The following is a 26,464-nucleotide window of genomic DNA, read 5'->3' on the forward strand; positions in this document are numbered from 1 at the left end:
AAACACAATGAGGTAAGAACTTAGGTGATGTGTAAACTTATGAATGATTTTGTTTGTTTATTTTAAAAAAATAAAACCATTGTGGTTTGTATGGCTGTGGTTAAACCAATGTTTATTCTGATAATTAATGATTATACTTACAATAACATCAATTAATAAATGGTTAATTATTATTGATACATCGTAAGAATAATGTAGTTTTTAACACCATCCATGGTATCTCATCCGTTTTTATAAAACAGCATGGCGTTGCCGACCTCTGGGGCTATCCCAGATACCGTAAAAACGCCCTGCATTACTGGCGGTATACCAGACAGTATGACGAATATTACGATGGCCAAGATAATCCTGGATAAGCCGTGTATCTACTCCCATATTCGCCAAAGCAAAACCACATGAATGACGTAACATGTGAGGATGAATCTCTAGTGATAATCCAGCATTATCACCTGAAGTAGAGATGATTTGATAAAACTGTTGACGAGAAAGAGGATTCCCCTTGCGTGACAAAAACACCCACTCGCTCTCAGCATGTGGATAAGAAGTACGCATACTCAACCAGTTTTTTAAAGCCTGAACTTCTTTGTTTAAGAGCGGGTGTGTCGTTGAAAAGCCTTTTTTTAATCGATGGATATATATACACTTTGCCTTAAGATCAATATCTGAAATTCTCAATCGACAAATTTCACTCGCCCGGAAGCCATGAATAAAACAAAGTAAAGTCAGACAATAATTACGTGCAGCATGAGGCCCGGTATTTGCTGCTTTAAGGAGTAACTCGATTTCACTGTGGGTCAGGAAGTTCCTTTTTTTGTTATCAGCCTTATTCTTCATCGTTTTCCCTTATAATTGCAGACACGCACTAGCTGTACTGGGTTATTATCAGCCCAACATTTAGCCCTGATTATGTTTATAAAAGCGAACGTTTGTGTAATGACTAACGCAAGTGGATCAGCTCTTTTGAATGAACTAAAATGGAGTGGCGATAGTTACTTATAATAACTTTGCCATACAAACGCTATATGCTCTTGTATGCTATGTTCATTAATATATTTATCAGCGTAAGACGAAATCCAATAATAAACCTCATGATCAATATAACTATTCTTATCTATATATCATGTGATATCTTCTGTAACAAGCAAATCATCATAAAAATTTAATATTGCTTCTGTCAGCCATCTCACACATAACATTATTAGTCAACTCTGTTTTTCCGCATAATTGCTATTTCATAGAAACCGGTAATTTTCAGGTGGCTATTATCATGCTAATGCTTAGTTTCCTAGCCATTATTATCCTTTGGTTCGTAAACTCATGCTGTGAGGTTGTTACATCCCTTTTTCATACTGTGTATTTCCCGGAGATATGAGGAAAGCCAGGACACGCTTTTTCCATCTGCATTCGTTGCTAAAGATAGCTTTGGTCACTACGACTTAAACCTTCCTGACTCACAGCTATTCGCCGGGTGATACGGCAACAAACGGATTGAAACATCATCCTGAAAATACCGATGCGTGCTGAACATCAACAAGCCTGCCCGGAACAACTCCGGGAGTTCCCAGCTACGTGCCACAAAGCAGGAAACATATTTCATGATGAGAATTATGCCCAGTCTGATGGCGGATAGACACTTATCTTTACCATGCCCGCTGAGTTATCTTGCAAATCGCCTCCTGTTTGAACTAAAAATAAATAACATATAAAACAAATAATTAAAGAAAAACCTTTGGTTTATGAAGAGCTCCGCAAGTGGTCATCTGGCTTCACATAGCATCTTCTTCTTAGAAAAATATCGACATATTTTGTGACACGAATTGCAAATCTGGTTTTGTTGTATGGATTGTGTGATTTTTGATCTGGTATAACAGGTATAAAGGTTCACCAAGACAGTAAATGAAGCTGGGCATCTCGCAATCTATGACAAACATCACTTCAGTTCTTTCTCATCGGGTGATGAAAACGCACTTCAGTCTGAAAGGAGTATGAAAATGAGATCAACAAACAATCTATTTTATGACTCTGGGTAAAATGGATTGAGTAAGTGATATAGCTTACGAACATTCAAATCAATTAAACATCAGAAGAGATTTTATACTCAGGTATTTAATCTGGTCCTCTGTATATTTAAATAATGTGGAAAGTGAATTTTCACAGGAGACCTTATACAAAAAATATAAAATACAGCTATCCGCTGCCAAAGACACTATAAGCCTGGCAAAAAATATTACACGACATAAATGCTAATTGTTTATGCGGGCTTTGTATTACTTTCTGTATCCTACAAATGAGTGAAATTTATGAAAAAGGCTAAAATACTTTCTGGCGTATTATTACTCTGCTTTTCGTCGCCATTAATTTCTCAGGCTGCAACACTGGACGTCCGTGGTGGATATCGTAGTGGGAGCCATGCTTATGAAACTCGACTCAAAGTCAGTGAGGGATGGCAAAATGGATGGTGGGCAAGTCTTGAAAGTAATACCTGGAACACTATTCATGATAATAAAAAAGAAAATGCCGCACTCAATGATGTTCAGGTCGAAGTTAATTACGCAATAAAACTTGATGATCAATGGACTGTGCGCCCGGGAATGTTAACCCATTTTAGCAGCAACGGTACACGCTACGGACCTTACGTAAAACTGTCCTGGGATGCGACAAAAGATCTCAATTTTGGCATTCGCTATCGTTACGACTGGAAAGCCTACCGACAGCAAGACTTATCCGGCGATATGTCTCGTGATAACGTTCATCGTTGGGATGGATATGTCACTTACCATATTAATAGTGATTTCACCTTCGCCTGGCAAACAACGCTATACAGCAAACAAAACGATTATCGCTATGCAAACCATAAGAAATGGGCGACGGAAAATGCATTTGTTCTACAATACCATATGACGCCAGATATTACGCCATACATAGAATATGACTACCTTGACCGTCAGGGTGTTTACAACGGTAGAGATAATTTATCTGAAAACAGTTATCGCATTGGTGTGTCATTTAAACTGTAGTAGACAGGAGACAGTCACAATGAATAAAAAAATAATGGCACTTGCTATCATAATGGCTTCATTTGCCGCAAACGCGTCTGTATTACCAGAAACCCCTGTGCCTTTTAAAAGCGGTACTGGAGTGATTGATAACAACACTGTCTACATTGGTTTAGGTAGCGCAGGAGCAGCATGGTACAAGCTGGATACGCAAGCCAAAGATAAGAAATGGATAGCCCTGGCGGAATTCCCGGCTGGCCCGAGAGATCAAGCAACCTCTGCATTTATTGATGGTAATTTGTATGTATTTGGCGGTGTTGGTAAAAACAGAGATGGGTTAACTCAGGTATTCAACGACGTACACAAATATAATCCCGAAACCAATACCTGGGTTAAATTGATGTCACACGCACCGATGGGCATGGCGGGTCATGTGACTTTTGTACACAACGGCAAGGCTTATGTTACTGGCGGTGTTAACCAGAATATCTTCAATGGCTATTTTGAAGATCTCAATGAGGCTGGAAAAGATTCAAAGACTATAGATAAAATCAACGCCAACTATTTTGACAAAAAAGCAGAAGATTATTTCTTCAATAAGTTTCTGTTGTCTTTTGAGCCCTCTACACAGCAATGGAGTTATGCTGGTGAATCTCCCTGGTACGGTACGGCTGGAGCGGCGGTAGCAAATAAAGGTGATAAAACTTGGCTTATTAATGGCGAGGCAAAACCAGGATTGCGAACTGATGCTGTATTTGAGCTTGATTTCACCGGCAATAACATAAAATGGAATAAACTTTCTCCCGTCTCCTCACCGGATGGCGTAGCTGGCGGTTTTGCTGGTATTAGCAATGACTCTCTTATATTTGCCGGAGGAGCCGGATTTAAAGGTTCACGGGAAAATTACAAGAACGGTAAGAACTATGCGCATGAAGGCCTGAAAAAATCGTATAGCGCTGATATTCATCTTTGGCATAACGGGAAATGGGAGAAATCTGGCGAACTGTCGCAAGGTCGGGCCTACGGAGTATCATTACCCTGGAATAATAGCTTATTGATTATTGGCGGTGAAACTACGGGCGGCAAAGCTGTGGCGGATTCAGTGTTACTCTCTGTGAAAGATAATAAAGTGACTGTGCAAAACTAACTTTTCAGGGCTCCAGTAAAGGAGCCCTGATATCAATTCATCATTTTAATTACGCGACATTTATATGAACGCAATAATATCGCCCGATTATTACTATGTTCTTACCGTTGCCGGTCAGTCTAATGCTATGGCGTATGGCGAAGGACTCCCGTTACCAGACAGTGAAGATGCGCCTCATCCCAGAATAAAACAACTGGCGAGATTCACTCAGACGCATCCCGGTGGCCCGTTATGTCAATTTAATGACATTATTCCACTGACTCACTGCCCACACGATGTCCAGGATATGCAGGGTTATCACCATCCTCTGGCAACGAATCATCAAACACAGTACGGCACCGTTGGCCAGGCACTACATATTGCGCGGAAATTACTGCCCTTCATTCCTGATAATGCAGGCGTTCTTATCGTTCCCTGTTGCCGTGGTGGATCGGCTTTTACCACGGGCAGCGAAGGGACATATTCAGAACAGCACGGAGCCAGCCATGATTCATGTCGTTGGGGAGCGGATACTCCGCTGTATCAGGATTTAGTCAACAGAACACGAACGGCACTGTCAAAGAATCCGCAGAATAAATTCCTCGGCGTATGCTGGATGCAGGGCGAATTTGACTTAATGACCAGTGACTACGCGTTACATCCTCAATACTTTAATCATATGGTTGAAGCCTTTCGTGAGGATTTGAAACAGTATCGTTCTCAGCTTAATAATATTGCCGCCGCTCCGTGGTTTTGCGGCGATACCACCTGGTACTGGAAAGAAAATTACCCTCATGCGTATGAAACGATTTATGGCAATTATAAAAATAATGCCTTAGCCAATATTATTTTCGTCGGCTTCCAGCAACAAGGTGAAAGAGGGCTGACGAACGAGCCAGATGAAGATCCGGACGATTTTAGCACGGGATATTACGGTTCAGCGTACCGAACACCAGAAAACTGGACGACGGTGCTACGCAGCAGTCATTTCAGCTCAGCAGCCCGTCGTGGGATTATTTCTGACAAATTTGTTGAAGCTATTTTACGGTATTGGTGCGAAAGGTGGTCGGGGAGTTTATTCATGGGGGATACTCTTATACGTTCTCAGAACAGGCAACAAAAAAACAAATGAGATCAAGGTAATATATCTTCGCTTGCGGGTTTGAACAGCAGGCAATTGCCAACATAAAAATCTGGCACAAGGGTGAACAGCGCGCGCCACATAAACCTCTGTTACTGCTATACGTATTGGCTGGCTACCAGCATGGACATCCACGCCTTTTCGATTATGGCTCGGAAATCTACGAACCTCTGCACAGTTTACTGGAACGTTTTGGATCACAGCATTCGCAGTATCGGCCTGATATGCCGTTCTGGCGATTACAAGGCGATGGATTCTGGCAATTAGACAATGATGATAGCTTAATACGGGCCGAAGACATTAGGCCATTGTTGTATCTGCTTTCATTCCTAAAAGCCCCTGTCGTTAATGCCAGGCGCATTATGCAAAGGAGAATGATTAGGTAAACAATAAGATTGAAAATCAGGAAAAGCGACTCGCAATAAATCTGAAAGTCGCCTTCACATTGTTAAAATATATCCCTTACCACTCCTGTGTTGTGAACTGTTCATCACACTTATAGCTGACGTTGATCCAGACTGCTATATATCGCCTTTATTTCATTTTTTACGCCTTCGCCACGGTACACCAAAGACGTATCGTATCGTTGATATTTATCTTCTCGCGCAGCACTGAACCAGTTAAAAGATCCAACGCACAGCAACTCCTCATCTCTAATCACAATTTTGCTGTGAACGCGATTCACCAATTTTGTAGCAATGCCCATATTATTGAGCTTTTCGACTGCATCATTTAGAAGATGCAGTTTCTCCTGGCGCTTATCATCATCGACATGCGCAATATTGCAGTTTTTATCCGTTACCACGGTAATATCAATACCCCGGGAACGGGCCAGAGCCATCGACGCAAGAAAACCCGTTTGCTCCACTTTTTGCCAGGATAACCAGGGGGAAATAATCGTGATCTTCTGTTGAGCTGCGGCCAGAGCATTATTCAAAAATTCATCATGCTGCTCCACACCATGCAACGTTGAAATTTGTGTCTGTGCGGAACTTAAATCCTGCCGTTTCTGAAACTCAAATTGCAACGCATTATTATCTGAAGCAAACAGAAATTTTGCCAATAACCCTCGCGGCGAAAATGCTGGCTGCATCTCTATAAGGTCCATATCACCGAAGACCAGAAAACTATCTTTAGCGCGTGAGACTGCGACATTCAGGATACTGCTATTGCTGTCAATAAACTGACCATCTTCATGTTTTGAATAGACCGTAGAAAAGAGAACAATCGCCCTTTCCGCACCCTGCAAGGAGTGCACAGTCCCCACGGTCAGCGAACCCTCTTCGTCATTGCAATTAATCTCCAGCTTACGCAATGACGTCTTGATGGCATTAACCTGTGCCGAAAATGGCGTCACAATACCAACGACTTTATACAGCGGTTCCCCGTAATGGCGCTCTATACCATCCTTATGCGCCACCAGCCATGCTGCTATTGTTTCCGCTTCAAGAGGGTTATAACGGCTACCTCCATTTGGCTTCATGCCCCTGCCGTCAATATGCAAAAACCCCATTGCCGGGAAAATCGTCTCTTTTTCCATTCCTCTTTTGGGCTGCAACTTACCGTGATAGCAAAGTGAGTTACAGTAGCCGATGATGTTATTGAAACAGCGACGATGCTCATACAGATACATTCCGCGCTCGAACTTGGGATCATATTGGTAGCGAGAATTGTACTGAGCAACTTTCATCACGCTGCCGGATGCCGCACTTTTTCCAGACTCACACACATGGGAATATGCATTCATTAGCTCTTCCTGAGTGTCGCCAGAAAGAATGTTCTCCTCCAGCATATTGCCTATATCGGTGACAGGCAGACAATTCCAGATAGGTGCTATTTGTTCTGTATCGCCTATTACCAGCGCTTTCTTAGCTAATGCAAAGGAAGCCGCAGCAACCTCCGGGAGCACCTGCCCTGCTTCATCGACGATCAGTAAATCAGCAAAGTTATATAAATAATCATTATCAAATTGCCTGGCACCTCCGACAAATTTCCCCGTTATCATTTGAGAAGGCAACATGTAGCAGGTCATCACCACACAGGGGGTAAGTTTCATTCTTCTTCGCCATCGGGCCTTGACACTAATCGCCCCAGTGAGTCCTTTTTCTTTTTGCAGATTATCGATTGTCGCCATATCCATCAGCCAGCGACCTTCCCAATAATGAGTCGCTAGCAAGAACGCAGGAAAACGAATCTGAGTATCGGCAAGCTCGTCCGCGCCGGCGAGGTTCAGCTCATCGCATCCCCTGTAGCCCAGCGCATAAGTCAACTCGTGCCATTGTTTTGCTGCTTCCACTTCACGTCGGGCTATGTCCTGCGCAAAGTTGATATTCTGTTGGCACACCGCCTGCTCTTGTTGCGCTTTAGCGATCAAACTATCGATAAATTTATCAATATCTTCGGGACAATTTCCCTGGAACGCTGTCATTCTTGCGCCGAACGTAGAGTCCAGGAAGAGGTTAATCTGGTAATGGCGTTTAGCACGAACAGCAGGGAGCCATGACAAAAATGCATACATAAGCGACTCATTGGCACGGTATTGCTGCCACTGCTTTTTACCTCTGACTAAAAGTGAAATTTCATTGCCAATATTGAGAAGAAGTGTGTTTTTGTCCTGAAGATACTGGTCGAGATTCTCACTGATGACTCGCTGTTCATGGCGGATATCATTGAGTCTGCGCCATGCGGGTTCGATTTGCTGAAGTTGCATAAACTGTGAAGTTAAACGTTCATGCAAAAGCGTCACTACATGCTCTGGCGAATTGTACTCTCCAGCTCCAAACGCCGCCTCCGCTTTTTCAAGGTAAAAGGCCCGGGCTTTTTCCAGATATTCCTGGGATTCAACGCGGTTAAAAAAATCTCCAGTCTGGTATTTCTTCGCTGCCTCAACCAGACGGCTTTTAGACGGAAAATAAGCGCCATAGCTTATTACCTCCGGCAACCAACGCCCAGACATTACGCCAAAACCAGTAGAGAAATCTTTTCCAAAGGCTTCAATAATATTGGTGACGGCCTGATTGTTAGTCGATGTGGCAATGATTACAGGAGGTTCAGTTTGATTAAGTGCGGCTCTTGTCCATTCGGTGGCAATAATAGAAAGCACCAGCGTAGTTTTACCCGTTCCCGGAGGACCGTTGACAGCGAGCATATCACCCTGCTGTTGAGTCAGATAATGGCTCAGGGCATCGCGCTGCGCCACTGCCAGCGGAAACTTATCGCCGGAATGCCCCAAACGTTCGCAGAACATCGCATTCTTAGCGAGAAGTGGCTCCACTGGAGCCATTTCGTTTGAGGCAAAACGCGTTAATAACGGAACCTTAACCTGGCTCATCAGAAGATGGTCATACATAGGCAGGATATGAACGCTGGCCCCTACATGCTGGCTAGCTTTAACAATATAACCGTATCCAGCCCGTTCGTATGGCTCAGATGTAGCGACCCAATTTCCAGTGACGTTTCTTAAAAGGTTATCTGACTGTTGAAGATAATTTTGCCAATGCTGACGATACCTGGCATGGCGTTCCGCTTTCTCTTCGTCAGTTTCTTCGTAATGTTCTGGGTCATCTTCATTAATGGTGGCTGTGTTATGCGTGGTTTTGTATTTGTCATATTGCGCCAACTCACCAATAGAAAAATGACCGGAAGGGAGAGGTTCAAGCAGATCGCGGGGAATAGTGGCTGAAGCGGCAGGAAACAAAAAACCTTCCCTATTCAGAAGAGCGGAGGTAACCAGTGGCGTGATAATTGCGGGTGCATCTGCCATTTGCTCTTTGCCATGCTTTACTATGCGGTTCCACACTTGGGGCCGTAACACGACTTCAACGGTTTTTACCGACTCCCCTTCACCGTCAAAAAATGCCCGAATAGTCTCGTCATCCAACTTCCCTGTGGTGATATTTATCCATCGAATGAATGAATCTGTATCTTTACGTGAAAACGTTCCTTTACCAGATTCGGCGTCAGCTAAGGAGTTGCGCCAGTATGAAGTGAATTCCAATGTATTGCTGTCCATTTTCCATTCCGTGACATAATAGAAATCATTGATTTCATTGATGTAAATATTACTTATGATTAAACATTGTCCACGATGCGAGCACGATCGCAATAAATATTGTGCCTGGAGGATGGATTAGATTTTCTGAAAGAGCCGAATCCTTAATAGATAAGCGCAAACATACTTGGTTCGGTATTCTTAAGGGATTTAATATGGATTGAACCAGGTTGACGTTAGTTGGAAAAAACAGCGGAAAAGATTTGTGTGGCGCGGATTTCAGGCATAAAAAAAGACCTCAGTTGAGGTCTATTTACATACTTTTGGTGCCGAAGGCCGGACTCGAACCGGCACGTATTTCTACGGTTGATTTTGAATCAACTGCGTCTACCGATTTCGCCACTTCGGCACTGAAGAGGTATGCGGAAAACGTTGTGGATTATACCTGTCACGCGCCGCCATGCAAGCGTCAGCTTGCACCCACTTTGCTAAGTGCTGAAAATTTCAGCACCATTCTCAGTAATGTGTAACCTTTGTCACACTCCAGGCCTCCCGCCCGACCATACTCTACACTTCCCGGGCAATACCAGAGAAGGGCAAAAGCATGTCGATGATAAAAAGCTATGCTGCAAAAGAGGCTGGCGGGGAACTGGAGCTCTATGAGTACGATCCCGGTGAACTGAAGCCACAAGACGGCGAAGTACAGGTGGATTACTGCGGGATTTGCCATTCTGGCCTGTCGATGCTCGACAACAAGTGGGGATTCTCACAGTACCCACTGGTTGCCTGTCATGAAGTGATTGGTCGCGTGGTTGCGCTGGGTAGCGCCGCGTAAGATAAAGGTTTGCAAATCAGTCAGCGTGTCGACCTCTGATCGCTCTGCCGGGTCACTTCTACCGGCCTTTAAGATATCTCGCAATCGGCTGAATTTAGTGGTGAAAAGCGCTCAACCGTGTCTATACTCCAGGCAGGGAACTGGAGGAAATCTCATGAGCGAACCGCGTTTAATTGCCCGCACGCCGGACACAGAACTGTTTTTACTACCCGCTATGGCTAACCGTCACGGACTGATTACTGGCGCAACAGGGACAGGTAAAACTGTCACGCTGCAAAAACTGGCGGAATCTCTGTCAGAAATCGGCGTTCCGGTATTTATGGCCGATGTAAAAGGTGATTTGACCGGGGTTGCGGCAGAAGGTACTACCTCGGAAAAACTGCTCGCTCGGTTGAAAAATATCGGCGTCAACGACTGGCAGCCACAGGCGAATCCAGTAGTTGTGTGGGATATTTTTGGTGAGAAAGGTCATCCAGTACGGGCAACGGTCTCGGATCTGGGACCGCTGTTGCTTGCACGGCTGTTAAATCTCAACGACGTGCAATCCGGCGTGCTGAATATCATCTTCCGTATTGCCGACGATCAGGGACTATTGTTACTCGACTTTAAAGATCTTCGGGCGATTACCCAATATATCGGTGATAACGCCAAATCATTCCAGAATCAGTACGGTAATATCAGTAGCGCATCGGTTGGCGCCATCCAGCGCGGATTACTGACACTGGAACAGCAAGGGGCGACGCATTTCTTTGGTGAGCCGATGCTGGATATCAAAGACTGGATGCGTACCGATGCCAACGGTAAAGGTGTTATCAATATTCTTAGCGCCGAAAAGCTCTACCAGATGCCAAAACTGTACGCCGCCAGCCTGCTGTGGATGCTTTCTGAGTTGTATGAGCAACTGCCAGAAGCAGGCGATTTGGATAAACCGAAACTGGTATTTTTCTTCGACGAAGCGCATCTGCTGTTCAACGATGCACCGCAGGTGTTGCTGGATAAGATTGAACAGGTAATAAGACTTATCCGCTCGAAAGGTGTGGGCGTCTGGTTTGTTTCGCAAAACCCGTCTGATATCCCTGACAACGTGCTTGGGCAGTTGGGAAATCGCGTTCAGCACGCTCTGCGCGCCTTCACGCCGAAAGACCAGAAAGCGGTGAAGACGGCGGCGCAAACCATGCGTCCCAATCCGGCATTTGATACGGAAAAGGCGATTCAGGAACTAGGAACCGGCGAAGCGTTGATCTCTTTTCTGGATGCGAAAGGAAGTCCTTCTGTGGTAGAGCGTGCGATGGTGATCGCGCCTTGTTCACGGATGGGGCCGGTAACGGAAGATGAGCGTAACGGCCTGATTAATCACTCTCCGGTGTATGGCAAGTATGAAGATGACGTAGACCGGGAATCCGCCTATGAGATGCTGCAAAAAGGTGTGCAGGCCAGTACCGAACAGCAAAATAACCCTCCTGCCAAAGGGAAAGAGATAAGTGAAGATGACGGTATTCTGGGTGGGTTGAAGGATATTTTGTTTGGCACTACCGGACCGCGCGGCGGGAAGAAAGATGGCGTGGTACAGACTATGGCGAAAAGCGCCGCCCGTCAGGTGACGAACCAGATTATACGCGGGGTGCTGGGGAGTTTGCTGGGGGGAAGAAGAAGGTAAGTCAGGTGCGATTTATCTTCGCCTGATGCGACGCTGGCGCGTCTTATCAGGCCTACGCCACTGCAATATATTGATTTTTCAGGCATGAACGAAACACACTTTGCTGACAATAATAAAGGGAGCTTATGCTCCCTTTATTCGTTCATCAAGTTACGATTTTCTCATTAACAGCCACAGGCTGATTAAGAAGAAGCTGGCGCTTGGCAACAGTGCGCCGATGATCGGCGGGATACCGTAAACCAGCGTCAGTGGGCCGAAGATCTGATCCAGCACGTAGAACACAAAGCCGAAGCTGATACCGGTGACCACCCGTACCCCCATCGGCACGCTGCGCAGTGGACCGAAGATGAACGACAGCGCCATCAACATCATCACCGCGACAGAAAGCGGCTGGAAGATTTTGCTCCACATATTGAGCTGATAACGTCCGGCGTCCTGGCCACTCGACTTCAGATACTTCACGTAGTTGTGTAAACCACTAATGGAGAGAGCATCCGGATCCAGCGCTACAACGCCCAGTTTGTCCGGCGTGAGGTTGGTTTTCCAGGTACCGCTCACAGTCTGCGAACCGGTTATCTGTTTGGGATTGGTCAGGTCAGATTCATCAACCTGCGAGAGACGCCAGACTTTATGTTCCGGGTCAAACTTCGCGGAAGCAGCATAGCGAACGGATTGCAGACGACGATTCTCGTTGAAGGCATAAATACTGATGCCACCTAACTCTTCATCGCCTTTTACTCGTTCAATATAGACAAAGTTGTCGCCATCTTTCGCCCATAAACCTTGCTGGGTGGAGAGCAACGAGCCGCCGTACATCGCCTGCGCACGGTAGTTACGCGCCATCTGTTCGCCCTGCGGCGCGACCCACTCGCCAATCGCCATGGTCAACAAGACCAGTGGAATGGCGGTTTTCATCACTGACAGCGCCACCTGCATACGGGTAAAACCAGAAGCCTGCATCACCACCAGTTCGCTGCGTTGTGCCAGCATCCCCAGTCCGAGCAACGCGCCCAGCAAGGCCGCCATCGGGAAGAAGATTTGCACATCTTTCGGCACGCTCAGCAGGGTATACATCCCCGCGCCTAACGCGTCGTAGCTCCCCTGCCCGGCTTTTTTCAACTGATCGACAAACTTGATAATGCCGGAAAGCGACACCAGCATGAACAGCGTCATCATGATGGTGGTGAAAATAGTTTTACCGATATAGCGGTCAAGTACACCAAAGGGTTGCATTATACCGCTCCTTTACGCGTAAAACTGGCGCGCAGACGGCGGACCGGCACCGTATCCCAAAGGTTGAGAACAATCGCCAAAGCCAGATAAATCAGGTTTACGGTCCACATCCACAGCGTCGGGTCCAACTTACCTTTACCGCCGTTCGATTTCAGCGAGGTCTGGATCAGGAAGAAAAGCAGATACAGCAACATGGCCGGTAGCATCGACAGGACACGCCCCTGACGCGGGTTAACCACGCTCAGAGGCACAACCATGAGCGCCATCATAAACACGGTGAATACCAGAGTGATACGCCAGTTCAGTTCCGCGCGGGCACGATCGGTGTCAGTGTTCCACAATGTGCGCATGTCCATCTGGTCAGTATCGTTCGGGTCCAGCGCTACCGCCTGATGACCGATGATCGCCTGATAATCCTGGAAGTCCGTAATGCGGAAATCACGCAGCAGTGCAGTGCCTTCGAAGCGCGTTCCCTGATTGAGGGTCACGACCTGAGAGCCATCTCGCAACTGAGTTAAATGTCCGGAATCGGCCACCACCACGGAAGGACGCGCATTACCTTTTGGTCGAATTTGCGCGAGGAACACATCTTTGAAATCGCTACCGTCAACACTTTCGATGAACAGCACCGAGCTGCCATTCGTCGCTTGCTGGAACTGACCTTGCGCCAGCGCCGCCATGCCGGGGTTAGCTTTCGCTTCCGCTAACACTTCATCCTGATGGCGCGATGACCACGGTCCTGCCCACATAACGTTAACCGCCGCGACAATCGCCGTGAATACCGCGAGAACCATCGCCGCTTTGACCAGAACCGCTTTGCTCAGGCCACAGGCATGCATTACCGTAATTTCACTTTCGGTATACAGTTTACCCAACGTCATCAGCAGCCCGAGGAACAGGCTTAATGGCAGGATAAGCTGCGCCATTTCCGGCACGCCCAACCCAAGAAGGGAGAGCACCAGGTTCGCCGGAATGTCGCCGTCAACCGCCGCGCCGAGGATCCTCACTAACTTTTGACAGAAGAAGATCAAAAGCAAGATGAAGAGTATCGCCAACTGGCTTTTGAGCGTCTCCCGAACCAGATATCTTATGATTATCACTTTAAATACGCCCGTAAAAACTCGTCTTTTGCAGGATTTTAGCTTGTTTCATGGCTTAAACGTCATTTATTCTCTTGAGTCGTCGAAATCGTCGCTAAGATAATTATACTCAACGGATTCGCCCCTCAGATTTTGTTCTGACGTGCCAATGCCGTAATAACGTTAAGATTAACACGAAGTCATCGCAACAGCGGACATGAGTTACGAAAGCTTGCAATTCTATCTGTAGCCACCGCCGTTGTCTTTAAGATTCAGGAGCGTAGTGCATGGAGTTTAGTGTAAAAAGCGGTAGCCCGGAGAAACAGCGGAGTGCCTGCATCGTCGTGGGCGTCTTCGAACCACGTCGCCTTTCTCCGATTGCAGAACAGCTCGATAAGATCAGTGATGGGTACATCAGCGCCCTGCTACGCCGGGGCGAACTGGAAGGAAAACCGGGGCAGACCCTGTTGCTGCACCATGTGCCAAATGTGCTCTCCGAGCGCATCCTCCTTATTGGTTGTGGCAAAGAACGTGAGCTGGATGAGCGCCAGTATAAGCAGGTTATTCAGAAAACCATTAATACACTGAATGATACTGGCTCAATGGAAGCGGTCTGCTTCCTGACTGAACTGCACGTCAAAGGCCGCAATAACTACTGGAAAGTGCGTCAGGCTGTCGAGACGGCAAAAGAGACGCTATACAGTTTTGATCAACTAAAAACGAATAAGACCGAGCCGCGTCGTCCGCTGCGTAAAATGGTGTTCAACGTACCGACTCGCCGTGAACTTACCAGTGGTGAGCGTGCGATCCAGCACGGTCTGGCGATTGCCGCAGGGATCAAAGCGGCGAAAGATCTCGGCAATATGCCGCCAAATATCTGTAACGCCGCCTACCTCGCCTCCCAGGCACGCCAGTTGGCTGACAGCTACAGCAAAAATGTCATCACCCGCGTTATCGGTGAACAGCAGATGAAAGAGCTGGGGATGCACTCCTATCTGGCGGTTGGTCAGGGTTCGCAGAACGAATCGCTGATGTCGGTGATTGAGTACAAAGGCAACGCGTCGGAAGATGCGCGCCCAATCGTGCTGGTCGGTAAAGGCTTAACCTTCGACTCCGGCGGTATCTCGATCAAGCCTTCCGAAGGCATGGATGAGATGAAGTACGATATGTGCGGCGCGGCGGCAGTTTACGGCGTGATGCGTATGGTCGCGGAGCTGCAACTGCCGATTAATGTTATCGGCGTGCTGGCAGGCTGCGAAAACATGCCTGGCGGTCGTGCCTATCGTCCGGGCGATGTGTTAACCACCATGTCCGGTCAAACCGTTGAAGTGCTGAATACCGACGCTGAAGGCCGTCTGGTGCTGTGCGATGTGTTAACTTATGTTGAGCGTTTTGAGCCAGAGGCGGTGATTGACGTGGCGACGTTGACGGGTGCTTGTGTGATCGCGCTGGGCCATCATATCACTGGCCTGATGGCGAACCACAACCCGCTGGCTCATGAGCTGATTGCCGCGTCTGAACAGTCTGGCGACCGCGCATGGCGTTTACCGCTGGGTGACGAGTACCAGGAACAGTTGGAGTCCAATTTTGCCGATATGGCGAACATTGGCGGGCGTCCTGGCGGGGCGATTACCGCAGGCTGTTTCCTGTCGCGCTTTACGCGTAAGTACAACTGGGCACACCTGGATATCGCGGGTACTGCGTGGCGTTCTGGTAAAGCAAAAGGCGCAACCGGCCGTCCGGTGGCGTTGCTGGCACAGTTCCTGTTGAACCGCGCCGGGTTTAACGGCGAAGAGTGATTGCATCAAGAATTATTGTTCTTGCCGGATGCGGCGTGAACGCCTTATCCGACCTACACACAGCACTGAACTCGTAGGCCTGATAAGACGCGACAGCGGCGCATCAGGTAATGTTGTTATTGTCGGATGCGGCGTGAACGCCTTATCCGGCCTACACGCAGCACTGAACTCGTAGGCCTGATAAGACGCGACAGCGGCGCATCAGGCAATGTTGTTATTGTCGGATGCGGCGTGAACGCCTTATCCGACCTACACACAGCACCGAACTTGTAGGCCTGATAAGACGCGACAGCGGCGCATCAGGCAATGTTGTTATTGTCGGATGCGGCGTGAACGCCTTATCCGACCTACACACAGCACCGAACTTGTAGGTCTGATAAGACGCGACAGCGGCGCATCAGGCAATGCGGTGTATTACCTGATGCATATTTAAATCCACCACAAGAAGCCCCATATATGAAAAACGCAACGTTCTACCTTCTGGACAATGACACCACCGTTGATGGCTTAAGCGCCGTTGAGCAACTGGTGTGTGAAATTGCCGCAGAACGTTGGCGCAGCGGTAAGCGCGTGCTCATCGCCTGTGAAGATGAAAAACAGGCTTACCGGCTGGACGAAGCCCTGTGGGCGCGTCCGGCAGAAAGTTTTGTTCCGCACAATTTAGCGGGAGAAGGACCGCGCGGCGGTGCGCCAGTGGAGATCGCCTGGCCGCAAAAACGTAGCAGCAGCCCGCGCGATATATTGATTAGTCTGCGAACAAGCTTTGCAGATTTTGCCACCGCTTTCACAGAAGTGGTAGACTTCGTCCCTTATGAAGATTCTCTGAAACAACTGGCGCGCGAACGCTATAAAGCCTACCGCGTGGCTGGTTTCAACCTGAATACGGCAACCTGGAAATAATGGAAAAGACATACAACCCACAAGATATCGAACAGCCGCTTTACGAGCACTGGGAAAAGCAGGGCTACTTTAAGCCTAATGGCGATGAAAGCCAGGAAAGTTTCTGCATCATGATCCCGCCGCCGAACGTCACCGGCAGTTTGCATATGGGTCACGCCTTCCAGCAAACCATCATGGATACCATGATCCGCTATCAGCGCATGCAGGGTAAAAATACCCTGTGGCAGGTCGGTACTGACCACGCCGGGATCGCTACCCAGATGGTCGTTGAGCGCAAGATTGCCGCAGAAGAAGGTAAAACCCGTCACGACTATGGCCGCGAAGCCTTCATCGATAAAATCTGGGAATGGAAAGCGGAATCCGGCGGCACCATTACTCGTCAGATGCGTCGTCTCGGCAACTCCGTCGACTGGGAGCGTGAGCGCTTCACTATGGATGAAGGGCTTTCCAATGCGGTGAAAGAAGTTTTCGTTCGTCTGTATAAAGAAGACCTGATTTACCGTGGCAAACGCCTGGTCAACTGGGACCCGAAACTGCGCACCGCTATCTCTGACCTGGAAGTGGAAAACCGCGAATCGAAAGGTTCGATGTGGCACATCCGCTATCCGCTGGCTGATGGCGCGAAAACCGCAGACGGTAAAGATTATCTGGTCGTCGCGACCACCCGCCCGGAAACTCTGCTGGGCGATACCGGCGTCGCTGTTAACCCGGAAGATCCGCGTTACAAAGATCTGATTGGCAAATATGTCATTCTTCCGCTGGTGAACCGTCGTATTCCTATCGTTGGCGACGAACACGCCGACATGGAAAAAGGCACTGGCTGCGTGAAGATCACTCCGGCGCACGACTTTAACGACTATGAAGTAGGTAAACGCCACGCTCTGCCGATGATCAACATCCTGACCTTTGACGGTGATATCCGTGAAAGCGCCCAGGTGTTCGATACCAAAGGTAACGAATCTGACGTTTATTCCAGCGAGATCCCGGCAGAATTCCAGAAACTGGAGCGTTTTGCTGCACGCAAAGCGATCGTTGCTGCCGTTGATGCCCTCGGCCTGCTGGAAGAGATTAAACCGCACGACCTGACTGTTCCTTACGGCGACCGTGGCGGCGTAGTTATCGAACCGATGCTGACCGACCAGTGGTATGTACGTGCCGATGTACTGGCGAAACCGGCAGTTGAAGCGGTTGAGAACGGCGACATTCAGTTCGTACCGAAGCAGTACGAAAACATGTACTTCTCCTGGATGCGTGATATTCAGGACTGGTGTATCTCTCGTCAACTGTGGTGGGGTCACCGCATTCCGGCATGGTACGACGACGCGGGTAACGTTTATGTTGGCCGCAACGAAGATGAAGTGCGCAAGGAAAATAACCTTGCCGCCGACGTCGCTCTGCGTCAGGACGAAGACGTTCTCGATACCTGGTTCTCCTCTGCGCTGTGGACCTTCTCTACTCTTGGCTGGCCGGAAAACACCGACGCCCTGCGTCAGTTCCACCCGACCAGTGTGATGGTATCTGGCTTCGACATCATCTTCTTCTGGATTGCCCGCATGATCATGATGACCATGCATTTCATCAAAGATGAAAATGGCAAGCCGCAGGTGCCGTTCCACACCGTTTACATGACCGGTCTGATTCGTGATGACGAAGGCCAGAAGATGTCCAAATCCAAGGGTAACGTGATTGACCCGCTGGATATGGTCGACGGTATTTCGCTGCCAGAACTGCTGGAAAAACGTACCGGCAATATGATGCAGCCACAACTGGCGGATAAAATCCGTAAGCGCACCGAGAAGCAGTTCCCGAACGGTATTGAGCCGCACGGTACTGACGCCCTGCGCTTCACCCTGGCGGCGCTGGCTTCTACCGGTCGTGACATCAACTGGGATATGAAGCGTCTGGAAGGTTACCGTAACTTCTGTAACAAACTGTGGAACGCCAGCCGCTTTGTGCTGATGAACACTGAAGGTCAGGATTGCGGCTTTAACGGCGGCGAAATGACCCTGTCACTGGCAGACCGCTGGATCCTGGCGGAGTTCAACCAGACCATCAAAGCGTACCGCGAAGCGCTGGATAGCTTCCGCTTCGATATCGCCGCAGGCATTTTGTATGAGTTCACCTGGAACCAGTTCTGCGACTGGTATCTGGAGCTGACCAAGCCGGTAATGAACGGTGGAACTGAAGCCGAACTGCGTGGCACTCGCCATACGCTGGTGACCGTGCTGGAAGGTCTGCTGCGCCTCGCGCATCCGATCATTCCGTTCATCACCGAAACCATCTGGCAGCGTGTGAAAGTACTGTGCGGCATCACTGCCGACACCATCATGCTGCAACCGTTCCCGCAGTACGATGCGTCTCAGGTTGATGAGGCGGCGCTGGCTGACACCGAGTGGCTGAAACAGGCGATCATTGCGGTGCGTAACATCCGCGCGGAAATGAACATCGCACCGGGCAAACCGCTGGAGCTTCTGCTGCGTGGTTGCAGTGCGGATGCAGAGCGTCGCGTAAATGAAAACCGTGGCTTCCTGCAAACACTGGCGCGTCTGGAAAGCATCACTGTGCTGCCTGCCGATGACAAAGGTCCGGTTTCCGTTACTAAGATCGTCGACGGTGCTGAGCTGCTGATCCCGATGGCTGGCCTCATCAATAAAGAAGATGAGCTGGCGCGTCTGGCAAAAGAAGTGGCGAAGATCGAAGGCGAAATCAGCCGCATCGAGAACAAGCTGGCGAACGAAGGCTTTGTATCCCGCGCACCGGAAGCGGTTATCGCGAAAGAGCGTGAGAAGCTGGAAGGTTATGCGGAAGCGAAAGCGAAACTGATTGAACAGCAGGCGGTTATCGCCGCGCTGTAATACCCACCGTGAAAACGAAGGCCGGAGCATGCTCCGGCCTTTTTATTTAGATAAACGGAACATACGGCATAATACCGCGAGATATCCACATTAACGGCCCGCTATCCTGCGGTTTGTCATCATTGGTTAATTCCAGCGAATCAAGGTCACCCTGAACATGGGTATTATTGGCAATCCAGCCAACCATCCACATTTTCAGCCAGGGATAAGCCAGTCCACAGGTGATTGAAGCCCCCATTAATATCGCAAACATGCGCAGAAGCATACCGAAGGTGGTAACAGACGAATGGAAATGAATTGTTCCATTTGCCAGTGTCAGATTATTCAGAAACAGACCGCGTAACGTTGCATAGAGATAACTGGCAAAAACAAGAATCGCCACAAAATACAGGAAATAGGAAGCCATAATCTGCGGGTAATATTGCAATATAAGATCACTACCCGCACCAGCCCGCCCTAACATAGTCATCATCATTAATTGCTGAAATACTGGCGCAATCATAATACCAATGACAATGATGAAAGGAACCATGGTCAATATTGCGAGCATACATCCTTTAATGCATTCTTTTACGTTTACCTTAATAGAGAACTGATGAGTGCCAAAGGTCGCGTTATTACCCAGCAACGGCATCCATTTGCTATAGGTAATACCGTGGACAACACCCAATCCGACGGCTGAAAGTAAACTTAACACCACTAAATTAAAGACTAATCCTCCTATTGATGTCATAACTTGCGCAATAAGGTATAGCGCTAACCAAAAAGCTAACGCCAACAGAACAGGCAGACCTAACATCACCCACCATGCACGGAGCATGGAGCAGTTAAAGCCAAAGCGAATACCATTCAGTGAGGTCATGTTCGCCTGATATTGCAGACTCTTCACTGCCATGCAAGGAATACCGCAGATCAAGAGGGCAAACAGGAAAAAACCAAGCACAAAGTGTTGGCCTGAAAAACAAAAAATACTGAAAAAATAAACGATCATAATAAGTAACATGCTAACAAAAATGGCACCACCTGTTCCCTTATAACTAAATGGTTGCCCCTTGAGTGTCACATGTTGATAAATATAACGACGGCATTTCACTAATGCCCACGGCCCATATATTCCCAGCGTAATAATTGTCAGTAAAAAATTCACAAGACAAATAAGAAAATACTCACCACCCTTGCCTGTAAAAACAAATGCGTGACGAGGATTATCTTTCCCGACGTTTACACCATTCATGAACTATATCCCTAAAATAAATTCCATTCATACAGATAATAAATCCAGTACAATAATACTGGTACGCCTAGAATACGCCTTCTCAAAGAGATATATGCTTAATATTTTCTGATTTATCTTCTTCTTGCACCGCATAAGCGAGGGTGGTATTAAAGTGAGCTATAAATCATACATTTGAAATTGAGCTATGCTATGAATGTTGTCGCTTCTCCCGCGCTCCGTTTGCGCAAACTTACCGCCACCGATAATCCTGCTATTGCCAGTGTCATCCGCCAGGTGTCCGCAGAGTACGGTCTGACCGCCGATAAAGGCTATACCGTTGCCGATCCCAATCTCGACGAGCTGTATCAAATGTATAGTCAGCCTGGCCATGCGTATTGGGTGGTTGAATACCACGGCGAAGTGGTCGGCGGCGGCGGAATTGCGCCATTAACCGGGAGTGAGTCAGACATTTGCGAATTACAAAAAATGTATTTTCTTCCTGCTATTCGCGGCAAAGGGCTGGCAAAAAAACTGGCCTTAATGGCGATGGAGCAGGCGCGAGAAATGGGCTTCAAACGCTGCTATCTGGAAACAACCGCTTTTTTGAAAGAAGCGATTGGTTTGTATGAACATTTAGGTTTTCAACATATCGACTATGCGCTTGGCTGCACGGGCCATGTCGATTGTGAAGTGCGGATGCTGCGCGAACTGTAAAAAAATGCCCGCTAGTGTGTGCTATCGGGCATTTTAATCAATCAATTAATTAATGGCGAACACCGTCATCATCTTCGTCGACAAAATCTTCATCGTCGCCTTCTTCACCGTTAGGATCTTCAAAGTAAGTCCCCCAACCGTCGTATTCAACGTCGAATTTCTCTGCCAGGTTCATCAATTGCTCAACCTGAGCATCGATCAGATCGGCATTCAACGCGCATTCGCTGATGATGTCACAGCAAATCACGATATCACCCTCTTCCACTTCCAGCTCTTCTGGATCGGTCACTTCATAGCCGAGTTTAAATGCTTCAACCGCCGCTTTTTCCAGGGTTTCCAGATCGTCTGCGGAAAGGTGATGCTCGATGGTGTACAGCGCGTCTGGATCGCTACCATCTTCCAGTAATTCTTCAATAATCAAACGCGTTTCTTCACGCTGTTCTTCCAGTTGTTCCGAGTTTGCCATGGCTTATTCCTCTTAATGTCCTGCCGATACTCTTATTGTCACACACCACTGACATTGCCTCCACCTTTGTGATAAAGATTTATGCCTCAGGCTTGCAAATGAATATTCATACATATAAATTGAATTTTAATTCATTAGGCGTTAGCCACAGGAGGGATCTATGTCCGGGTTTTATCATAAGCATTTCCTGAAATTACTCGATTTCACACCCGCTGAAATCAACAGCCTGCTTCAGTTAGCCGCGAAGCTGAAAGCCGATAAGAAAAACGGTACTGAAGAAGCCAGACTCACGGGTAAAAACATCGCGCTCATCTTCGAAAAAGACTCGACACGTACCCGATGCTCTTTCGAAGTTGCCGCATATGACCAGGGCGCTCGCGTCACTTATCTCGGCCCCAGCGGCAGCCAGATTGGTCATAAAGAGTCGATTAAAGATACTGCCCGCGTGCTTGGACGCATGTATGACGGTATTCAGTATCGCGGCTATGGTCAGGAGATCGTCGAAACGCTGGCAGAATACGCTGGCGTGCCGGTCTGGAACGGGCTGACCAATGAATTCCATCCAACGCAGTTGCTGGCAGATCTGCTGACCATGCAAGAATATTTACCGGGTAAAGCGTTCAATGAAATGACGCTGGTCTACGCCGGAGATGCCCGCAACAACATGGGCAATTCGATGCTGGAAGCTGCTGCGCTGACTGGCCTGGATTTACGCCTGGTGGCACCGCAGGCGTGCTGGCCAGAAGCCTCGCTGGTTGCGGAATGTCGCGCGCTGGCACAACAGAACGGCGGGAATATTACACTGACAGAAGATATCGCGGCAGGCGTTAAAGGCGCAGACTTTATCTATACCGATGTGTGGGTGTCGATGGGGGAAGCGAAAGAGAAATGGGCAGAACGTATTGCACTGCTGCGTGATTATCAGGTAAACAGCAAAATGATGCAGTTGACGGGTAATCCCGAAGTCAAATTCCTGCACTGTCTGCCCGCATTTCATGACGATCAAACCACGCTTGGCAAGAAAATGGCAGAAGAATTTGGCCTGCATGGTGGGATGGAAGTGACGGATGAGGTCTTCGAATCTGCCGCCAGCATTGTTTTTGATCAGGCGGAAAACCGTATGCATACCATCAAAGCAGTGATGGTCGCGACGCTTGCCAAATAACACCAGTACCGGAGGCGGCGTAACGTCGCCACCGGTATAATCCGCTTATACCATCTGCATCTTCACAACCGCTTTGCGAACCCTGGCTGGCTCGCCCACTGCGCACAGTGGCTTGTGCACTTCACCCGGATAGAACACGACAAAGTCCCCTTCATTGAGGATGACGGTCTTCTCTTCAACGCCTTCCGGCAAAAAAGCGATGTCTTTATCTGCTAACCAGTCAGTATCCGGTGTACCCGCAGGTTGCGTGCTAAAGGTCATGCCCTCCTGCCCTTTTAACACAATTTGAATGTCGAGATAGCGAGCATGATACTCTGCGCGACGCGCTTCATACGGCTCGGTCATATCTTCAGAGATAAGATAAAACAGACGGTTGCCTTCGATATCGTGCTTACCCTTTGGCGTTTCTGCCGTAACGTGCGCTTTAATATGCTCAATCGCCTGGCGTAACTCTTCCGGCAACCATTGCTGGAGATTATGAATATTTCCGATGATCATTTCTTTCCTTTCCTCAATTAAAACATTGTTTCATTTCTCTTGTTATACGTAATTCCTTATAGCCATACCAGTATTTTTTGCCGCCTGATTGCGCCAGCGCATATTTTCCTGCCCGTTCCCGCGCCATCCCACCTTATGTTATAAATTCAAATTTAAAGCATATAAATTCACAACAATCGTTTACCTGGGGAATTTTTTGCATTAATCGCTTGATCCCACTTTCTGGCTGAGTATAATGCCGGACAATTTGCCGGGAGGATGTATGGTTCAGTGTGTTCGACATTTTGTCTTACCGCGTCTGAAAAAAGACGCTGGCCTGCCGTTTTTCTTCCCGTTGATCACCTATTCCCAGCCCCTCAATCGAGGGGCTTTTTTTTGCCCAGGCGTCAGGAGATAAAAGATGGCTAATCCGCTATATCAAAAACATATCATTTCCATAAACGACCTTAGTCGCGATGACCTTAATCTGGTGCTGGCGACAGCGGCGAAACTGAAAGCAAACCCGCAACCAGAGTTGTTGAAACATAAAGTGATTGCCAGTTGCTTCTTCGAAGCATCAACCCGCACCCGCCTCTCTTTCGAAACCTCGATGCACCGCCTGGGTGCCAGCGTGGTGGGATTCTCCGACAGCGCCAACACGTCATTGGGTAAAAAAGGGGAAACGCTGGCCGATACCATTTCGGTTATTAGTACCTATGTCGATGCGATTGTGATGCGCCACCCGCAGGAAGGTGCGGCGCGCCTGGCCACCGAGTTTTCCGGCAATGTACCGGTACTGAATGCCGGTGATGGTTCCAACCAACATCCGACGCAAACCTTGCTGGATCTGTTCACGATTAAGGAAACTCAGGGGCGTCTGGACAATCTCCACGTCGCAATGGTCGGTGACCTGAAATATGGCCGTACCGTGCACTCTCTGACCCAGGCGCTGGCAAAATTCGACGGCAACCGTTTTTACTTCATCGCCCCGGATGCGTTGGCAATGCCGCAATACATTCTGGATATGCTCGATGAAAAAGGTATCGCCTGGAGTCTGCATAGCGCCATCGAAGAAGTGATGGCGGAAGTGGATATTCTGTATATGACCCGCGTGCAAAAAGAGCGCCTGGATCCGTCTGAATACGCCAACGTGAAAGCGCAGTTTGTCCTGCGCGCCAGCGATCTCCACAACGCCAAAGCCAATATGAAAGTGCTGCATCCGCTGCCGCGCGTTGATGAGATTGCGACAGATGTTGATAAAACGCCGCACGCCTGGTACTTCCAGCAGGCAGGTAACGGAATTTTCGCTCGCCAGGCGTTACTGGCACTGGTTCTGAATCGCGATCTGGTACTGTAAGGGGAAATAGAGATGACACACGATAATAAATTGCAGGTTGAAGCTATTAAACGCGGCACGGTAATTGACCATATCCCCGCCCAGATCGGTTTTAAGCTGTTGAGTCTGTTCAAGCTGACCGAAACGGATCAGCGCATCACCATTGGTCTGAACCTGCCTTCTGGCGAGATGGGGCGCAAGGATCTGATCAAAATCGAAAATACCTTTTTGAGTGAAGATCAGGTAGACCAACTGGCATTGTATGCACCGCAAGCCACGGTAAACCGTATCGACAACTATGAAGTGGTTGGCAAATCGCGCCCCAGCCTGCCGGAGCGCATCGACAATGTGCTGGTCTGCCCGAACAGCAACTGTATCAGCCATGCCGAACCGGTTTCTTCCAGCTTTGCAGTGAGAAAACGCGCCAATGATATCGCGCTCAAATGCAAATACTGCGAAAAAGAGTTTTCCCATAATGTGGTGCTGGCCAATTAATTGCGGTTGGTAATAAAAGTCTGGCTCCCTATAATGAGCCAGACTTTTTACCGCTGTAATAAAGGAGAAATCATGAGCAAAACTATCGCGACGGAAAATGCACCCGCAGCTATCGGTCCGTATGTTCAGGGCGTTGATCTGGGCAGTATGATCATCACCTCCGGTCAGATCCCGGTAAACCCGAAAACGGGCGAAGTTCCGGCAGACGTAGCCGCACAGGCGCGTCAGTCTCTGGATAACGTAAAAGCGATCGTGGAAGCGGCTGGCCTGAAAGTGGGCGATATCGTTAAAACCACCGTTTTTGTGAAAGATCTGAACGACTTCGCAACCGTAAATGCCACTTACGAAGCGTTCTTCACCGAGCACAATGCCACCTTCCCGGCACGTTCTTGCGTTGAAGTTGCCCGTCTGCCGAAAGACGTGAAGATTGAGATCGAAGCGATCGCTGTTCGTCGCTAATCTCTTTCAAAAAGATAATCCAGGTTTCGCGCCTGGATTATCTGATTCAACCACGGAGGGTTGAAGATGGCTAAAGCCCGTTTCACTGATGAACAAATTGCTGAAATTTTACAGCAGTCAAAAAAGGGTGCACCTAATAAGGATTTATGTGAACACTATCAATTTAGTGTTAGTACGCTGCGGCGCTGGCAAGAACAGCACGCAGAAGGCGTAAGAAGTGAATTAAAAAAAATAGAATCCAAAGCGCAAATCGTCTTTCTGCTTTTCTTTGCTGTCTCCATTATACTCACGCTTATATTTGGCAAGCCTACAGGTGGATGGGTAATACCGCCTTTATTACTTTATTGTGTTTATTATATCCGCCTGTATCGCAACATCTCCTCCAGACACATTAAAAAAGAAGACATCTGTCTCTCTCGTTCGGTAAATAAAAGCTATAGCGCCCTTTATAATTTGAGCTGGACGTTTATTTGTTTTTTTATTTTTGCAGTAATCTATTTTTTTGTGCAGATTTTTTCGTAGGT

General features: G+C 48.1%; 22 protein-coding genes, 1 tRNA gene and 2 pseudogenes. 16 read left to right on the forward strand and 9 right to left on the reverse strand.

What is annotated here, in order from left to right:
* Window positions 1-231: 231 nt before the first annotated feature.
* On the reverse strand, window positions 232-834 hold the full coding sequence (gene fimB / locus A9587_RS19660; RefSeq protein WP_000790567.1) for a type 1 fimbria switch DNA invertase FimB: 603 nt from the start codon (window positions 832-834) through the stop codon (window positions 232-234).
* Between the two features lie 1,466 nt (window positions 835-2,300).
* Here fimB and nanC point away from each other — a divergent pair.
* The 4 genes and pseudogenes from nanC to A9587_RS19695 form a co-directional block, all read left to right on the forward strand.
* On the forward strand, window positions 2,301-3,017 hold the full coding sequence (gene nanC / locus A9587_RS19680; protein WP_000709387.1) for an N-acetylneuraminic acid outer membrane channel NanC: 717 nt from the start codon (window positions 2,301-2,303) through the stop codon (window positions 3,015-3,017).
* A gap of 19 nt (window positions 3,018-3,036) precedes the next feature.
* The gene (locus A9587_RS19685) at window positions 3,037-4,143 is read left to right on the forward strand and encodes an N-acetylneuraminate epimerase (RefSeq protein WP_105263730.1); all 1,107 of its coding nucleotides are present in this window, start codon (window positions 3,037-3,039) and stop codon (window positions 4,141-4,143) included.
* A 64-nt stretch (window positions 4,144-4,207) separates the two neighbouring features.
* Window positions 4,208-5,254 (forward strand): sialate O-acetylesterase, encoded by a 1,047-nt coding sequence (locus A9587_RS19690; protein WP_105263729.1) that lies wholly within the window; start codon window positions 4,208-4,210, stop codon window positions 5,252-5,254.
* Between the two features lie 14 nt (window positions 5,255-5,268).
* Window positions 5,269-5,535 (forward strand): annotated as a pseudogene (locus tag A9587_RS19695) (phosphorothioated DNA-binding restriction endonuclease); the annotation flags it as partial.
* A gap of 224 nt (window positions 5,536-5,759) precedes the next feature.
* Here the strand turns inward: A9587_RS19695 and yjhR are convergent.
* Both yjhR and A9587_RS19705 read right to left on the reverse strand, forming a co-directional pair.
* Window positions 5,760-9,275: a helicase YjhR gene (gene yjhR, locus A9587_RS19700; protein WP_105263728.1), complete on the reverse strand. Its 3,516-nt coding sequence runs from the start codon at window positions 9,273-9,275 to the stop codon at window positions 5,760-5,762.
* Window positions 9,276-9,578: 303 nt separating this feature from the next.
* Window positions 9,579-9,663, reverse strand: a tRNA-Leu gene (locus A9587_RS19705).
* Between the two features lie 195 nt (window positions 9,664-9,858).
* Here A9587_RS19705 and A9587_RS19710 point away from each other — a divergent pair.
* Window positions 9,859-10,086, forward strand: a pseudogene (locus tag A9587_RS19710) (alcohol dehydrogenase catalytic domain-containing protein); the annotation flags it as partial.
* Window positions 10,087-10,243: 157 nt separating this feature from the next.
* Window positions 10,244-11,746, forward strand: coding sequence for a helicase HerA-like C-terminal domain-containing protein (locus A9587_RS19715; protein ID WP_105263727.1), 1,503 nt, complete (start codon window positions 10,244-10,246; stop codon window positions 11,744-11,746).
* 150 nt (window positions 11,747-11,896) lie between these two features.
* Here the strand turns inward: A9587_RS19715 and lptG are convergent, their stop codons facing one another.
* The 3 genes from lptG to ytgA form a co-directional block, all read right to left on the reverse strand.
* Complete coding sequence (lptG, locus tag A9587_RS19720) at window positions 11,897-12,979, reverse strand: LPS export ABC transporter permease LptG (RefSeq protein ID WP_001182249.1); 1,083 nt, start codon at window positions 12,977-12,979, stop codon at window positions 11,897-11,899.
* A complete protein-coding gene (gene lptF / locus A9587_RS19725; protein ID WP_000584138.1) occupies window positions 12,979-14,079 on the reverse strand; it encodes an LPS export ABC transporter permease LptF in 1,101 nt (366 codons plus the stop codon). The genes lptG and lptF overlap by 1 nt, the downstream gene beginning before the upstream one ends.
* Window positions 14,080-14,141: 62 nt before the next feature.
* A complete protein-coding gene (gene ytgA / locus A9587_RS25160; protein WP_211180521.1) occupies window positions 14,142-14,192 on the reverse strand; it encodes a protein YtgA in 51 nt (16 codons plus the stop codon).
* A 153-nt stretch (window positions 14,193-14,345) separates the two neighbouring features.
* Here ytgA and pepA point away from each other — a divergent pair, with 153 nt between their 5' ends.
* From pepA to valS, 3 genes are all read left to right on the forward strand, one after another.
* Window positions 14,346-15,857 carry a leucyl aminopeptidase gene (pepA, locus tag A9587_RS19730; protein WP_000397162.1) on the forward strand — a complete coding sequence of 504 codons (1,512 nt, stop codon included), beginning with the start codon at window positions 14,346-14,348 and terminating at the stop codon, window positions 15,855-15,857.
* Window positions 15,858-16,313: 456 nt separating this feature from the next.
* Window positions 16,314-16,757: a DNA polymerase III subunit chi gene (holC, locus tag A9587_RS19735; RefSeq protein WP_000786399.1), complete on the forward strand. Its 444-nt coding sequence runs from the start codon at window positions 16,314-16,316 to the stop codon at window positions 16,755-16,757.
* Window positions 16,757-19,612 (forward strand): valine--tRNA ligase, encoded by a 2,856-nt coding sequence (valS, locus tag A9587_RS19740; protein WP_001517658.1) that lies wholly within the window; start codon window positions 16,757-16,759, stop codon window positions 19,610-19,612. The genes holC and valS overlap by 1 nt, the downstream gene beginning before the upstream one ends.
* A gap of 46 nt (window positions 19,613-19,658) precedes the next feature.
* Here the strand turns inward: valS and A9587_RS19745 are convergent, their stop codons facing one another.
* Window positions 19,659-20,846: a YjgN family protein gene (locus A9587_RS19745; RefSeq protein WP_001014712.1), complete on the reverse strand. Its 1,188-nt coding sequence runs from the start codon at window positions 20,844-20,846 to the stop codon at window positions 19,659-19,661.
* 192 nt (window positions 20,847-21,038) lie between these two features.
* Between A9587_RS19745 and A9587_RS19750 the strand changes: the two genes are divergently transcribed.
* Entirely contained in the window at window positions 21,039-21,542 is a 504-nt protein-coding gene (locus A9587_RS19750; protein WP_001468314.1) for a GNAT family N-acetyltransferase, read from the forward strand.
* 49 nt (window positions 21,543-21,591) lie between these two features.
* Here the strand turns inward: A9587_RS19750 and rraB are convergent, their stop codons facing one another.
* Window positions 21,592-22,008, reverse strand: coding sequence for a ribonuclease E inhibitor RraB (rraB, locus tag A9587_RS19755; RefSeq protein ID WP_105263891.1), 417 nt, complete (start codon window positions 22,006-22,008; stop codon window positions 21,592-21,594).
* Between the two features lie 160 nt (window positions 22,009-22,168).
* Between rraB and argF the strand changes: the two genes are divergently transcribed.
* Entirely contained in the window at window positions 22,169-23,173 is a 1,005-nt protein-coding gene (argF, locus tag A9587_RS19760; RefSeq protein ID WP_000012892.1) for an ornithine carbamoyltransferase, read from the forward strand.
* A gap of 45 nt (window positions 23,174-23,218) precedes the next feature.
* Here the strand turns inward: argF and tabA are convergent, their stop codons facing one another.
* Window positions 23,219-23,671 (reverse strand): toxin-antitoxin biofilm protein TabA, encoded by a 453-nt coding sequence (gene tabA, locus A9587_RS19765; RefSeq protein ID WP_000583473.1) that lies wholly within the window; start codon window positions 23,669-23,671, stop codon window positions 23,219-23,221.
* A gap of 262 nt (window positions 23,672-23,933) precedes the next feature.
* On the opposite strand from tabA, the gene pyrL reads away from it, so the two are divergent.
* From pyrL to A9587_RS19790, 5 genes are all read left to right on the forward strand, one after another.
* A complete protein-coding gene (gene pyrL, locus A9587_RS19770) occupies window positions 23,934-24,068 on the forward strand; it encodes a pyr operon leader peptide (RefSeq protein ID WP_032141493.1) in 135 nt (44 codons plus the stop codon).
* 3 nt (window positions 24,069-24,071) lie between these two features.
* Entirely contained in the window at window positions 24,072-25,007 is a 936-nt protein-coding gene (gene pyrB, locus A9587_RS19775; RefSeq protein ID WP_000013036.1) for an aspartate carbamoyltransferase, read from the forward strand.
* Window positions 25,008-25,019: 12 nt separating this feature from the next.
* Window positions 25,020-25,481 carry an aspartate carbamoyltransferase regulatory subunit gene (gene pyrI, locus A9587_RS19780; RefSeq protein ID WP_000148581.1) on the forward strand — a complete coding sequence of 154 codons (462 nt, stop codon included), beginning with the start codon at window positions 25,020-25,022 and terminating at the stop codon, window positions 25,479-25,481.
* A gap of 72 nt (window positions 25,482-25,553) precedes the next feature.
* Window positions 25,554-25,940: an enamine/imine deaminase gene (locus tag A9587_RS19785; protein ID WP_000047542.1), complete on the forward strand. Its 387-nt coding sequence runs from the start codon at window positions 25,554-25,556 to the stop codon at window positions 25,938-25,940.
* A 66-nt stretch (window positions 25,941-26,006) separates the two neighbouring features.
* On the forward strand, window positions 26,007-26,462 hold the full coding sequence (locus A9587_RS19790; RefSeq protein WP_001029763.1) for a transposase: 456 nt from the start codon (window positions 26,007-26,009) through the stop codon (window positions 26,460-26,462).
* Window positions 26,463-26,464: the final 2 nt, after the last annotated feature.

Source organism: Escherichia sp. MOD1-EC6162 (genome assembly GCF_002965125.1).
GTDB lineage: Bacteria > Pseudomonadota > Gammaproteobacteria > Enterobacterales > Enterobacteriaceae > Escherichia > Escherichia marmotae.